Source organism: Chitinophaga sp. YR573 (genome assembly GCF_900110995.1).
Lineage (GTDB): Bacteria > Bacteroidota > Bacteroidia > Chitinophagales > Chitinophagaceae > Chitinophaga.
Genome location: NZ_FOJF01000001.1, coordinates 3727008 through 3743468 on the forward strand (window position 1 = coordinate 3727008; position 16461 = coordinate 3743468).

Genomic DNA, 16461 nt, shown 5'->3' on the forward strand with positions numbered 1-16461 from the left:
ATGATAGATAAGAATGTACTTCAAGGTAGCAGCGACCTTTCGCTGCTTCAGTCCAATTATGTTAACGGAGATCCAACTACCGATTATGCAAACAGCGTTTTAAATAAGTATAAACCCTCTACAAAGGCTTCTACCGGGTTAACTCCATTTTCCGGAGGGACGACTCCTGCCACTCAGGTGCCTACAGGTTCTGATGGTGCCCGTTATCCATACTATTCCCCTTTTGTTCCCAGTAACGAAGACTTATACGCATCTTATCAATCCTGGTACTCTAAAGCCGGCAATGGAATAATGAAAGGTGCCGGACTTGCGGGGACAACATTTTTAAATGGTACTGCAGGTCTTATTGTTGGTATTGGTAGCGCGGTATCAGATGGAAAAATGTCTAGTTTTTATGATAATGAATTTACCCGCTCACTGGACGATATCAATAAGTACATGGAGGATCGCCTCCCCAATTATTATACTACAAAGGAGCAAAATGCGGACTGGTATTCCCCTTCCAATTTATTTACTGCTAATTTCCTGTTCGATAAGGTTATCAAAAATCTTGGATTCTCCGTTGGAGCCATCGGAGCAGGCTTAACTTATGGGGCGGCGCTAAGGTCGCTGGGGTTATTTTCCAAAGTTGCTTCCGCAGGCGGGCTTGCCAGAGCGGCAGAACTAAGTGAGCAAATGGCTTCCGCCGTACCCCAAATGCAACAGGGTGCAGCTGCCACTAACAGTATTCGGGTAGCAGCCGGAGAGTTTCTTTCAGGGTTTAATACACTTAATACTGCACAACGAGCTGTGGTCTCAGGTCTTTCAACCATTGGAGAGGCTAATTTCGAGGCGCTTTTGCAATTAAATGATTACCGCCGCGAGCTGATTTCCAATTATGTAACAGAGAATGGGGTAAGACCTACCGGCAAGGATCTGGACCAGATCAATCAATATGCAGAAAAAGCGGGTAATACCATATTTGCACTCAATGTTCCCCTCTTAACAGCAACTAATTACATTCAACTACCCAAAATATTAGGGTCTTCCTATCAGGCAGAGAAAAGTATCTTTTCTTCAGGTGTCAGGAATGCGAGCGCTGTAGCTTTTGATAAAGAGGCAGGCAAGTTTACCTCTACCATTGCTCAAAAAGGATTTGGGAAAATGCTAAATCGGGCTAAAAATGTTGCTGGGTTGTTTTTTGCCCCATCAGAAGCATTTGAGGAATTAAGCCAGACCTCATTTAATTTCGGAGTTGAAAATTATTATAATAAAGCCAGGCAGGGAAAAGATACAGACTTCTTCTCAGATCTGCTGGGAGAGGGCTACCGGCAGGGGATTACTACCAAAGAGGGATTGGAGTCTGCTTTGATTGGAGGTCTCAGCGGTGGTATTTTTGAGTTAAGACATCAAATCAAAGAACGTGGATTTACCGGTTATGGTGGCAGCCAGGCCGCCACTAATAAGGCGGCCATCAATTTATTCAATAATAAACTTTTCTCTGGCTTCCTTTCAGATACCCGTGACGCTGTAGACCGTGGTGGTATTATCCAGATGCAGCGAATGGAAGCTATTCGCAGAGGCGATTTTCTTGAAGCTAAAGAGCTTCAGACTGATTTTACGCTCAATTATCTGGCCCCCAGGATAAAATATGGTCGTTTTGACCTGGTAAAAGATGATATCTCCACCTACCGTCAGCTGGCTTCTACTCCCGAAGGACTCAGGCAGTTAAAAGATCAGGGTATCATCGCTGATGATACTACCAGTGAGCAGTTACTTTCCCGTATCAGCAATATGGAAACCCATGCTGATAATGTGAACCATTTATACCAATCCTTAAATATCCGGTACAGTGGACAAAAGGATAAAGATGGAAAGCGTATTTATCCAGATGAAGTTATCGACAAAATGGTTTATGCTGCAGCAAAGGTGAGTGATTATGACATGAGGGTACCAGCTTTATCTTCCAGTCTGATAGATGCCAGCATCAACGTTCAGCCTATCCTTGATGAAATGGCACAGAGCGATCATCCCTCGGAGGCTACTATCCGTCCTGCTATAGAGCAGATTAAGAACCTGAATATATTAGCTGATAAGAAAGATGATATACGCGCCGATCTGAGAGATCTTGTTGAACTGACGATGAGAAGAAAACAGTTTCTGAAGGAATATGACAGCTTGAAAAATAAACCGGAAGAATATATCACTAAGAAATATGGGCCTGTAGTTACTCAAAACGGGGATACTGAAATTATTATTCCTCAGGTAGATCAGGATGGCAAAAGTTATGATTATAAGGTTAAAACAGGTAGTAAGTACGGTACTTCCACTACTTACCAGCGAAATGGGAATGCTTTTGTTGTAAATCCTGAGTTAAATATTGTCGAGACCAATCCACTTGGAGAAATACGAACAACTCTACCTGACGGGCAGACAAAGTTTTTATTTCCGGCAGAAATGTCTGGTTATAAGTTATCAGATCCTCTCACTGAAATTGAAGCGCAAGTCCTGGAATCAAAAATGAATGATGCTATCGATCAGACGGTAAAACTTCCGGCATTCGATCATTTAGAGCAGGAAATGAAAAATAAGACACTTGCCGAAAAGCTTGACATTATTAATTTTCTTGACGATAAACAGCTGGCAGATGAGCTGGAGAAAGCATTTGGCATCATTAACAGCGATTTTGAAAATACACGAAAGAGTATTCAAAAGTTAACTGAGGACCCAGTTGTGAGTACTCAGGTAGACAAAGGTTTTGCAGAAGCAGACGGGCTTGCCGGTACAACGCAGACTACTGATCCTGCGGAAGATAAAGAAATCATAGATCAGGTAAATGAAGATCAGGGAGCAAAAAAACATATCACTACCTTATTTCGCTCATCAACATCAGAAAATTCAGCCATTTCCGGTGTCGGAGAAAATGATGACTTTCATCGCAGGGCAAATAAGTTATTAAATAATATCGACGATATAACAGATAAAGAAAACATCCGTGTTGCAGTTGTAACTTTTGCTAATCAGAAGCAGCTTGGCCTAGAGGGGTTAATTCCTGATAAAGTACCCGGCTCCACGACTTCTTCGGCTGATATTAATGAAGGTATTATCAGGCTTGTATTTATTCGTTCCACATCTGCCGGAGACTATTTTGTAGACCAGGGTGGAAATAACATGGAAAAAGTGGGTACAAAACCAGACTTTAATAAGCTGGTATACACCACAATGCCCAGTACTTCGCTTACCTGGAAAAACTATGAATTACGATATATATCAACTGGGAAAAGGGCTTCTACTCCTGCCCAGGCAGGGACTTATCAGGATGCCTACAGGATTAAAAGAACTTCCTTATTATCCAGGGCAACCGGCTATGAAGTATTTCCGTTCTCTGTATCGAAAGGATTTGCATCTTATGATAAAACCGGTAACTCATATGCTGTTACGGAGTCTCTTGTTCCGACCAGGGAGCTCAGTAATAAATTACTAATAATTCCAACGCAGCAAACAGAAGAAGTAAATGGTAAAAAAGCGGGTAGCATCATTCATAATGATCAGACCATTTATTTACCATTAGGTAGGCCCATTCTTCAGCGCGGAGCAACCCTTGTTCCTCTTAATAACAGAAAACTTACCGGCAAAGAAAAGCAGGTTATAAAAAAGCTGATCGTAAAACTAGCTGATGGAGCCTCTAAAGGCACTGTCGATAAGGCAATTCTTAATTATTTTCAAGGTCTTTTATATTGGAAAAAGCCCAGTGATACCAAAGCTGCCACCAAAGGGCAGATATGGTATAGTAAAGGTTACCTGTATCTGGGGAGTAGTACAAATAAAACCCCATTTCTGCCCCAATTGCTTTCCTCTTCGCCGCAGCTGGAAAAGTTCCTGGACGATGTTTATGTAAGTGCCAATAATTTTCTGCTTACTCAGCGCTTTTCTCAGCCATTTAATGAAATCGTTGATATTGATAGCCAGGATAATCCAGTACAAGTCCAGTGGAAGAGCTATCAGCACTTTCTGCTATCGGGTTCATATATTACCACCGTAGATGATACTTCGGGTTTAGCCGGAACTGCAAGAGCTACTGACCAGATACCTTTCACAACTGATATTGCACCTGTTGCTGCTACATCTGATAAGTATGCTGCTACTTTTCAGGGAAGATATGTTACGCTCCAGAATTTTGACATATTCCCCCACACAGCTACTCAGCAGGCGGGTACTACAACGTCTGCAACCGTTACTCCCCTTGCTCAGCAAAGTCCTCCTCCTGGAGAAAGTATTACTCCAGTGGCTGAAACCGCAGATTTTGAACCTATAATAAAAGCAGGTGATTTTGTACTTGATGGGGTCACGCTGAACCTGATTTCCTTTGAGGGTAAAAAACTGGCGAGCGTGGCGGCAACTTTTTCCGCTGAAGGTGTGCAGTTTACCGATTATAAACACTTGCGGAAAAAAGCGCTTACAGAAGACTTTAAGGCAAGCGTTCTACAAATTGCTACTGTTCAAATTAACCAGGCAGTACTTGCCGAAATCGAGAAACGTACCTCTGCAGCTGAACAATTAACTGTTAGCCCCGAAAGTAATGCTCCTTCCCCTGCTGTTGCCCCTATAGCGCAAACAGCAGATTTAAATGCCACGGAAGCAACTAATACAGGCCCGCAGGCGGAAAGTAATGTGTCTGGTAAAACTGCTGAAGAGATTTTTAAAAACCTGCGTCCAAACAGATCAGGAAATGACATCGCTGGTGGTCAGTACAGGATTATCAGCCATCTTCCTAGCTCCAGGGAGAATATTCCGGCGTTCAAAGACTATTTAAGTAAAGTGCTGCCGGCAGTACCGCTTCGCGTAGTAGACAACCTTATATCCACAACAGATGGAGGATACGCATGGGGTGTTTTCCGGGATAATGCTATCTACCTGTATGAAGGGGCTGAAATAGGTACCGGTTATCACGAGGCATTTGAGGCAGTATATGGTATGTTTTTATCCTCCAGACAACAGCAGGAGATTATAAAGGAATTTAAAAAACGATCCGGATCATTTATAGACAGGGTTAGTAGTAATCAAGTTTCCTATAATAAAGCAACTGATCACCAGGCCAAGGAACAAATTGCTGAAGAATTCAGAGAATTTAATCTTAGCGGAACACTTCCAGAGAGGCCGGCAGCCGATGGTTTTTTCAAGCGGCTTTTAAATTTTATTAAATCAGTTCTGCTTGGAAAGGCAGCAAGTATGCGAGAGATATTTTCCAGAATTAATGAGGGTTATTATTCCCGCATGACTCCTCCCTATGCCAATAGGGTCTCAGCAGAGCAGTACAGCAGGTTTATTCCCGGATTAAATACCAGATTTATTCAACAGGTGATGGAAGGGATGACATCGATGGTATTTGAAGAGTTGTTTTCAGAAAACAGAAGTCTGGTGGAGTTTGATGAATATCATCTTTCGGTTTCCGATCTCTATAAAAAGGTTTATGACCGGATGCAGGTGTATTTTGATACTTCGCTCCCTGAGGGTTTGTTGGCAGATATTGAAGATGCTAAACTAGATCAGAAAGAAGCTGAAAAAACGATAGCGCTTTATACTGACTTTTATAATAAAACCTGGCTACCCATAAGTAACAACTGGCAAAAGCTTTTGCAGATTAATGAATCTTTCCTGAAGCCTTTTAATCTGATTTTTGAAACTGATCTGAACCAGGAAGAACTGGAGGCCGCTATCAATAATCCAGGTAAAAACCAGCGTGATTATGAGCGAGACATCTTAAAAATCAGTGCGCGAAAGAATGCCGCATCTTCTATAAAATTATTATTTGCTACCCTCACTCAGGTAGAAGATGACGGTTATAATTCGGCAAAACAGGATGTGCTGATTGCGCCAGCAAAAAAACTCTCCTCTATCAAACTCCCACAGCTCGTCAATTATGCTAGAACCTTCAACAGGATGCTATATGAGGTCGTAGGGTCTATCTCCCCAAGCGATATGATATCGAAGATTAAAGGGCTGGCCAGAAAAGATAAAACCTACATACGGCTATATAATCGACTCAAAACGGGGACTGGTTATGATAATCTTTCACTTTATGACTGGAAATTATTAATCAAACTGTATAGCGTCTCTGCCAAACAAAGACCTGACTTTTTCATCCAGATTCAGGATGAGGGAGGCCGGACTTATCTTGCCGGTGCAAATGAAAACCGGCAGACCAGCCAGGTAATAAGCTCATGGCTAAATAACCTGAAAGCCAATGCCGGCAATGACAAACTAATTTATGTAGATACTAATAGATACAGGGTTAATCCAAAAAAATTAGCTCCATTTACCGAAGCTGTAAAGCAGCCATCAGGTAAAATATCATTTTTAAATTCCCTGGGTATTGATTTTACCAGTCAGGCTTATGACTTACTTTCCGATAAGGATAAAAGGAAATTTAATGATGCTACCCAGCGGTTATTTAACCAGCTATTAAAGACTGCCGATATCGCCACCCTTTCGGGTAGATCCTTAGGGATTACAGGTGCACTTACAAAACTGGCAGAGGTTTATGTAAAAGCAAATGGAGAAAGTGCTGAAAGCCAGCATTTTAATATTGATGGTGAACCTGTCCAAAATCTGCTTTTGCACAATTATGTATCCACCATATTAAATGATCTGAATTATTATCCGACAAAATCTGACCTGGTAAATGCTTTACCGCATCTTTCAGATTCTTTTTCTACTGGTTCCTTACTTCTGGAAAACGGTGGTGTATTGTTTGACGATGACGGTAACCGAAGGCCAGATCCTATTAATATTTCTATCATAGAGGGAATGAAACCAGTAGGTCCCCGGGCAGGAACCTCCACGGAAAAATTAAGCCTTTCAGGAAGACGTCTGCAGGAGTTTAACCAGAATTTGAATGGTATTTATTATGTGTTGCTACCAGCAGATTCCCGGACTGAATGGAGTTTGAATCTTGATAAGTTTCATTATATCCCTTATTCGGATTTATCCAATCCTGGAGTCCTATCAAATAAAGTCTTCCGGATTTTTGGTGGATATCTTCAGGCGGAAATGGAGCTGGTATCAAAATTTAAAGATCGCTCTCACATCAAAAATATTAGGAAACAGGGAACCGATCTCCGGTTTTTTAAGGGGATCTTAGGCCAGGATCTACATGCCAAAGCTATTGCTGCTATTAATACTGGCTATGATCACAAAACATGGATTAGTGATAACCGCACAGCCATCGGCCAGCAGATTAAAGAATGGTTTGATAAGCGGGAAGATGAATTATTTAATTACTTCAGGGATTATGAAGTGATAAAGCCTGAAAATGAAAACCTGTATACATTCTCCGGGCTTGATAGTGATTTTAAGGATGACAATAAGATACCTGAAAAATTGACTGAAGCTGAAATCCGTTCTATTATTCGGTTCCGCACGTTGAACTACAGTATTCAGAATACAGAATTTCACAAGATATTTTTCGGAGACCCTGCTTTATATTCAGATCCGACCAAAAGAATCAAATCTTTCCTATCCGGAAGAGAGACTACTTATCATTCGGATCCTTATTTTAATACGTTTGCCAACAACCGATTGAATGCCACTTCGTTATCCGATGATAGGATTATGCTAAAGCTATCAGATCCTGGTTACTGGGAGTTTAAGGACTATATGGTCACTGCAACCGTGGCAGATATTGAGATCGTAGGGTCGTTGGCATTAGATCATTCTATTCCAGAAAACTTAAGAGCTGCATATGAGAATGCCAACGAAGCCGACGCTCAAAGTTGGATAACGCTACCGGCCTATCGTGAATTGTTGCTAAAAAGTGGCGGTAGGTGGACGGATGCGATGGAGCGACAGTATCAGTATGAGATGGCCTATGAAAGACTGGGCAGATCCAAAACTAATGGATTCTCCTATGAAAACAGGGGAGACTTGAGAAAACACGATGAAGATCTTGTTAAAAAGGGTAATCCGCAGTCAGGTATTTTTCATGTTATAAAACCGATTGGAACTGGCGTAAAAGCAGGAGCTGCGTTTGCCGATATCTTTTTAGATAAAACTTCTGCTATGCCTATATATTATAGGATGTCAGAGGGTAGAGGTCTGGGCAAACTCTATGGTAAAATGAGCGCCGCAGGTATTTCCTATGCAATTATGGAAAGTGGCCGTAAAGTAGGTGCTGAATTCCTGAATCCTGTTTACCAGACAAACGGCGATTTTAATCCGGAGCCATTTTCTGGCAACGTGAATGTTCCATTTAAGTACTTTGGAATACAGCTGGAAACAGCCGGCACAAAACATAAACAGACCAGGGGAACCCAACTGACAAAGCTTGCCATCATTAATTTACTTGCATCCGGCATCCCTCAGGATATTTCCATGGATGCAGCTGCGTGGAATAAACTTTCAGAAACCGAAAAGATACAGCTATCTCCTTCCTATAAGTTAATCTCAGCTAACATTGCCATATTGAAGGCGATGGCTGATAAAGGCTATCAGCAGGTACTGGACCAACTGGGAATTTCGGAGACAGAAAATGGCTTTCACATTGCCGATAAAAAACTTGTGGCAGCTTTTATTTCCCGAGAGGCGGAAGCCAGGGACTTACCTGATAATTTCAAGAGTGCTATCGGAATAGATGCAGAGACGGGGGACTTTAAAATTTCATTAGAGGCAATCAGTAATTACAGGGCAGTAAAATCTATTATTTATTCTATCGTAGATAAAAAGTTATTGTCGCCTAAAATGCCTGGTGGGCCAAAGGTGCAGGTAAGTTCTGCTCTTTTTGAACGCAATAATCGCCAGGCGGTGTATAAGCCGGCAGGAGCCAAAACAGCTAATTGGGAAAGGGTCACAGATTTTGATAAACTAACCGACCAGGAGAAAAGTTCCGTCAGACTTACTTCCAGCGATTTAAAGTTCTATACCAGAGACGCCCCTTATATAGAAGTATATATGCCTCACTGGTTTCGGGAGAAACTACTTGAAAGGGGATCTGGTAAAACTGACCAGGAGTTAATAGATTATCTGAACTCAAAAGGTTCTGATTTGCTTACTGGTATTGGATTTCGTATTCCTACCCAGGAACTTAACTCCGTTGAGCATATAAAAATTAAAGGTTTTTTACCCCAGGAGATGGGCGATACAATTATAGTCCCCTCCGAAATCGTACTCAAAGCCGGCAGTGACTTTGACATTGATAAGCTGAATACTTATTTAAAAAACTTTTACATCGGTAAAAACGGATTCCCTGAACCGATATCTTTTGTGCATGCTGATACCCAGACTGACGAAGGACTTAAGGTTTTGTATAATCATATCTTTGGAACTACCGAAAACATCCTACGCATTGCTCATCGGCAGCTTGCCGAGCAGGCGGAAAGAGGACAACTAAAGGCGCAAAACAAAATAGGGTTTTCAGAGGAGCATTCCAGATTAATAGAGAGTGTATTTTCCAGCCTGGCAGAACAGTTAAAAGAAGCAGGAATTAATGAAAAGTCTTACCAGCGTGCAATTGAAAAATATATACCCTTTGATAAGTTTTCCAGCATGGTCTCAGGTAAAAATATTTACCAGATTTATTCCATGTTTGATTCCGCTGCTCTGGAAAATGAATATATAAGGACACTTCAGCAGTTATTATCCCTGCCCGAAAATTTTGAAAGGCTTATACAGCCTAACAGTGCCGATGAGTTGGTAGCTCTTCGGGGGGAACTCAACCAGGCGCTAGGTATAGGTGCTGAGGAAACAAAAGGAAATTTTTCATTACTGCTGGATCCATTTTATATGTCACAAACCAGGCATAATTTTCTGAGTGGAAAGGATGGAGTAGGTATTGCAGCACTTCAGCAAACCAATACTGCCTTAAGCCAACTAGCCGGAATTGTCCTTGATCACAGAAATTTTAATAACAAACTTTCCAATGCAGAAAAATCAGTTGTCAAAAATATAACCGTTCAGTTGCCTCATAATACCGTGAGTGTGGATGGTGAGGAATTTATCAGTATTTCGGCCATTAAGGATACTATTGGAAAATATATTTCAGATAAGATCAGCTCGTACATAAATGGTTATGTAGACGTGGCAAAAGATCCCTTTATCATTGAACTTGGGGCCAGTCTCAATGTTGCCAGCACATACATGTTCCTGGAAAAAATCGGGGTGCCGACCAGGGATGTGATCTTTTTTATGAACCAACCCATCATTAAGGATTATTTGAGATTGCTTTCCATCAAAGGTTTTAATACTGTTTTTTCTGAAAAGACAATCAGGTACATTAATCAGGCAAAAGGTTTGTATCCTACCGGAAAAGTTGCTGTCGGCGCAATTGACACCAGCAATTTAAAAACCTTTATTGAGAAAAAAAGTAGAGGGAAGAAGTTCTCAGATATTGAAAATGGTATTCAGCAGCAAATACTCGATGAATTTCTAAAATACTCGGTCTTTTCAGGTCACCTTTTTAAATTAACGCAAGGTAGTAATTACGACACCGATTATTTTAGTGACGCTTCCCTGGTCTTTAGAAAGCAGACTTTCACCAGACAGGCAAGAGAAGGGAATCTTTTTAATAGCATTGATAAATTACTGGATAAGTCTTTTATTGGCACCATTGCCCAGTATCTGGGAAAAGTTAAATCAGCTTTAGGAGAAATATTTCTTTTTGACAGGCCATCTACCATGCAGGGTTTTGAGCAAATTCTATCCTATTATTTGCCTAAAGATGGAGCAGTGTCAGAAGATGATTTTCTCACTATCGCTTCAAAACTCCAGAGCAGTTTCCTGGACTTTATCACTCAACTGGCTTCAGAAAACAGTCTGAATACAAAAATTCAGGATCTGTTACTCGGACAGGATGCCGTGGCAGCAGAACTGGTGGCCTTTAAAAAAGCAATTCCAGCCGGGAGTGATCTTTCCGAAAACACAATACTTAAGTTACTGGAACCTGTTTACGATGATGCTTCCACCATTGAGCCACAAAATGTTAAGCTGACTGAGAAAGCATATGATAGCTATACTTCCAATCTTTACACGGAAGCCATGCGTGAGCTCAGAGACAACGTGCATTCTGCAGGTCTGTATAAACGACTGATCTTGTTATCGCTGGTGCAATCAGGATCGAGAAGATCTCCAATATCATTTACAGATATTATTCCTGTAGAGGACTACGCGCCGATAGTGACTCGCGCCCTCGAAAATTTAAGCAAAGGTAACTTTATCCGTGATTTTGTTTCCAGCTTTGCATTCCAGCGAGTTCATTATTGGGATGAGCGCGTTGTCCCCACTGTTGAACCAAAGGAAATATCTACCTACTACGGCTCATTTACCCCTCTTTATGAGGTGCCAACACGACTTTACAAGAATTTAAGCATAGTAGATGGATCTTACCAATTTATCCAGCTAAGTACTCATTTCCAGTCCAGAGAAAGTAATTACCCGGTTGTAAAGATCAGGCAGATAGCCATTAACCCGGTAACGAAAGCACCATACACTCCTGTAGAACAAGCACAGATGAGGAAGAACGGTGATTATTCCTTTTTTTCTATTAAGCTTTTTCAGAAAGTAATGATGGAGGATACAAATGGAAATGACGTTGCACTCTCATATGATGATGATCAGGTGAAGCGACCTGGCGCAAAATTTTACATTTACAAACAGATCAATGCCTGGGGAAAACCAGGACTTGTGCTGGAATATTATGATCACCCTCGCGTCTCTGTACTGCCTTCCAACCAAAAAATAGATGAATTTTCTGATGCCCAGGTTATCGGTGCTTTTCAAAACAGGGATGAAAAGATGCTGCAGTTAAATGATTCTAATGTAGATACAACCATCCCATCAAAAGCAGGAAAGCAAACGCTCGATAAAGTTTACAATTTCCTTGAAAAAATCGGGGTACAAATAAAGGATGTTAATCAGATCGTTGTAAATGGAAAACGGATAGATGCCAGTGCAGTAGCCGATATTTTGAATAAAACCATTCAGGTTGTAAACGGTAAACATGATACAGCCCTCCCGGAGGAGGCTATGCACTTTGCCGTAGAGCTAGTTCAGCAGTCTAATCCGCAGTTTTTTAAAGGGCTGCTCAGAGATATAGGAAAGTTCAGGCTGTATAACGATATATTATCTCTCTATGGAAATGAGCCGTTATATCAAAAGGATGGAAAGCCAGATATCTTAAAACTCAAAAAAGAAGCAATCGCCAGAGTCCTGGTAGAGGTAATCATTAATAAGTCAGAAGGCATCAATGAAAAACCTGAATTACTGGCCCAGGTGGGATCATGGTGGGAAAGGATAATTAGTTTCCTAAAGAATCTTTTCTCCAAAGGCCCCTTAAATTTATTTGAAACTGCTGCAGGCAATATTTTAAATGGACAATTTAGTGATGAACCAATAACAGGTCAGAATGAAGTCTTTTTTCAATTGAATAAAGACACTCATCAGAGCCAGCTTTCTGACAAGCTTTTAAATCTTCATTCCCAACTTTCTAAAGAAGTTTCAGCTACCAATGGTCAGGATAGTTACTATGTTATTGGGGGGAAAAGGGTAAGTGAGCGTGTAACCAATCTATCAAAACTTTATTACGAACGTAAGTTTCGCAATAAACAAATCTCTGAAACAGAGCTTCAGAAGGCAATCAATGATCAGAAGAAGGAAAAGGGAACAGATGGACACGCTGATCTGGAGGATATTTTTCACCGCATGATTGGTGATGACGGGTTTTTAAGAAATGAGGAGCTTTTACAAACCATTCCTTCCCGTTTGTCTCCTACAGACAACTCTTTTTATAGGACATTGGAAAACAACATGCGGGAGCGTCTTCGCAGCTTTAAGGCCGGTACCAGATTCTTTAGTGAGCTAATGATTTATGACGAGGAGAAAGATATGGCCGGTACCATCGACTTTCTTGCCATTGAGCCAGATAACGCTGACGGAACACCTGGAAAGATCCATATTCTCGACTGGAAGTTTGTAAATTTAAAAGAGCAGGCCACAGATATTCCTTTCTACAAGAAAGAAGCCTGGAATATCCAGATATCTGAATATTTAAAAATGCTTTCCCGCCCTGTATATGGCGCAGTAAAGGATAATTTTGGTATGACCAGAGCTATACCCATAAAGGCTCTATATTCCTTTGAGGATAATGAACGCACCAAATTAAAGTTATTTGGTGTAGAAATCGGAAATGTTAATGTCAAAGCTATTACTGATGATACTTTACTTCCTGTTCCAACAAAGTACGAAAGTACTGGTAACAAGGATTTGGATAAGTTGATATTTGCCCTCAATAGCCTTCATGAAAAGATTTTTGATACCAGGTCTGATCCCGGAGCAGAGTATCTGAAAAACCAGCGGCTTAATGACATCACAACTGCTATCCGCAGACTACAAATGAAGAAGGAGACGGAGACGCTTTTCAAATTTGCCAAAAATGATATTTACAACTTCAATGCTTTCTTCCGTAAATATTTTGAATTGCTGGACTCCGGCAAACAGGAGCTGAATGCAACTGATGTTAATGAACTTTCCGGAAAGATCCTGGATGCTGAGGATGTACTCACCCTTTATAAAGACTTCAATGTTACATTCCGGAAGATATTCTCATACAAGGACGCTGAAAGCAAGCCAATTCTTCAGGAGTCTGAAATGATAAGTGATGACGCAGAGCTGGTATTAAGCAGGATTATAACTCTTGCCAATAACCTGCGTGTCAATAGCATCGCTCGTGGTCTTGAAGTGGAAGATGTCCTGGAGCCAGAAAAAGTGGTTACCTGGTATCAGAAATGGGTCAGGTCACTTTCTCAAGGTGCCACAAAAGCCACGGAGATCCTTTGGGAGATCGTGAAAAATATCAATACCCGTATTCAGATTGAGTTTTCAGAGGAAATTGAGAAGCTTATCTCGTTAGAAAAGAAAGTGAGCGAATGGCTTCGTACAAGCGGGCTTTCTTTTAAGGAATTACAGGATATGATTTTTCAGAAAGATGCAAAAGGCAGATGGAACGGAAAAGTAATATCTACAACAAGTCCAGAGTTTTATGCTGAAATGACCGATGCGCTTACTAAGAAGAATGCCTCATGGGTAATGGGCAATATTGATCTGGAAGCCTATAACAAATGGTATAAAGAGGAGATGGATCTTCGTAAGAAGAATTTTGAGACATCCAGGTTGCATGAGGACGAAAAAGAAGATGCTGCCCTTAAAATAGCCAGGCTACAGGACTTTAAAAAGCATTTTGATATCATGGATAATCCAGATACGGCTATAAGTCTTGCTAATTATAAGCTAAAAGCCTATCCTGACTTAAATATCTGGAAATCCAAAGAATTCGCTCGTTTACATGAACCCCACAATGAACCTGTTTTAGCGTTATATAATTTCTGGATAGCTAAGCTGGAAGAGTCCTATAAATTAGGAATGTTAAAATCCTGGGAGAGAAAAACATTTTTTCCTAATGTAAGAAAGGATTTTTTGGATAAGATTGTTTTTGGAGCCGAGTCCGGCGTGGTCAAAAGTGCAAATCTGAACTTTTTGAATTCAGTCCGAATCGATAATAACGATGAAGTTTTCGGTTATACTGATATCAACGGAAATCCTCAAGACAAGCTCTCATCACTTTATCATTATGACCTGGGCGAAAAAATCCTTGATAAGGACGGGGAGTTATTCAGTGATTATGCAAATAAAAGCACGGATATATTTAAGGTGATGGCCCTTTGGGAAAAGGAAATTATCAAGTATCGCCACAAATCTGAAGTAGTAGATACTGTTAGATTGCTTCATTTTACGGAAAAAAACAGGCAGGCTATATCCAGGTCAAAGAGGACAGGAGGTATTGCTATCAAAGAGGACGGAGAGCCTGTTTTAATAGATAACGTAGAAAATACTGAATACTTCAAAAACTACATGGATTATTACTTCTATGGTAAGCGTCTTTCCGAAGGGCAGGATGTAACTTTTCAGTTTAAATATAACCGGCTGGCAAAAAAAGTAAATGAATTTTTTAAGTCGGACCTGATGCCTGTCTCCAGTGAAGAGGAAATTACCATTTCCGGGAAGAAAATGATCCGAGCAACAAATCGTTTCTTTCAGATGAAAGTGCTGGGTCTCAACCTGGCTACTGCTTTAACTAACTATCTGGGAGGTAAAGCCAATGCCTATATGCTCGCTGGAAAGTATTTCACAAAATCCGATTATACAAAAGGAGCGTTACAGCTGGCCAGTGCGAAATTTCATACTGAAGAAGGGAAAATACATGCCGGCCTGCTGAACTATTTTCTTCCCCTGACAGAAGATCGTACTGGTGAGCAGATTAAACAGCTTTCTGTTTCCAAAGCCGTCAAACTGCTCTCCAGTGATCATTTGTTTTATCTGATGCGAACATCTGATAAAGGAGTCCAATATCCAGCAGCCCTGGCCATGTTTAGTAATACGATGGTTAACGATGGTAAGCTGGTAAATATTCGTCAGCACGTAAAAGACCTCAATAATTACGGGAGTATTTATAGCTTAAGTGGCCCTGATCAGCAGGCGCTCCGTGCAAAAATTGAAACAGAGATTGAGCAGTTAAAAAATACAAAATCTTTGCCTGTAGTTGCAAAAATCGAGAATGATAAAATTGTACTGGATGGCATTACCCGAAACTCCAAAACAGTAGCGGATCTACGCAATAATATTCAGCAGTTTAGCAAGGATGCTTTGGGCAACATGAGCGAGGACGATATTTCCCAATACCGTATGACGCTTTTAGGGCAGTCATTTATGATGTTTAAAAACTGGATACCCAGGATGGCCGATGTCAGATTCGGTGAATTCCGCTACCAGATTGGTACTGATAGCTATGAATGGGGTAGGGTAGCTATGCTTTTTAATGCACTAAGGCATGGAATACTTACAGGTGCCAAAGCTTCTATAGCATCACTTGCTGGTAAAAACGAAGGTCTTATTGATATTGCCAGAAAAGTTTACCTGGAGAAAAAGCGTCAGGCGGAAGCTACCGGCAGACCATTCAAAATGACGGAGGCTGATTTTGTTGATATGTATGTTAAGGGTATCCGTACCCAGCTCAAAGAAGTAGGACTAATGATGTCTATGCTGGGAATGCTAATGTTTGCCAAATCAGAAGTTCCAGATGACGATGATGACAGGACGACAGGCGTTTATAAATGGCTTACCAGAACACTTGATAAAATGACAGATGAATTGGGATTTTTCTTAAATCCGCTTTCTTTTACGGCCATTGCCAATGGTAGTGTTTTCCCATCAGTGCAGCTTATTAATGATATTGTCAGGTTTACCAGCGGAATGACAATGGAATCCTATTTCCTACTCATTGGAGATGAAAAGGGCGCTGAAAAGAACAAGGTTATGAAATACCTGTTTAAAACATTTCCGGTATCAAAAGAGCTGATGACCTATGTTGCTATGTTTAATGAAGATCTGGCCAGGGAGTATGGTATTACTATAACTTCCCGTGCAAGAATAAGATAAAAA

General features: G+C 40.8%; 1 protein-coding gene. It reads left to right on the top strand.

All coding sequences use genetic code 11. The annotated features are described in order from the left end of the window. Positions 1–16458: a hypothetical protein gene (locus BMW86_RS15855; RefSeq protein WP_089782702.1), complete on the top strand. Its 16458-nt coding sequence runs from the start codon at positions 1–3 to the stop codon at positions 16456–16458. The last annotated feature ends 3 nt before the right edge of the window (positions 16459–16461 follow it).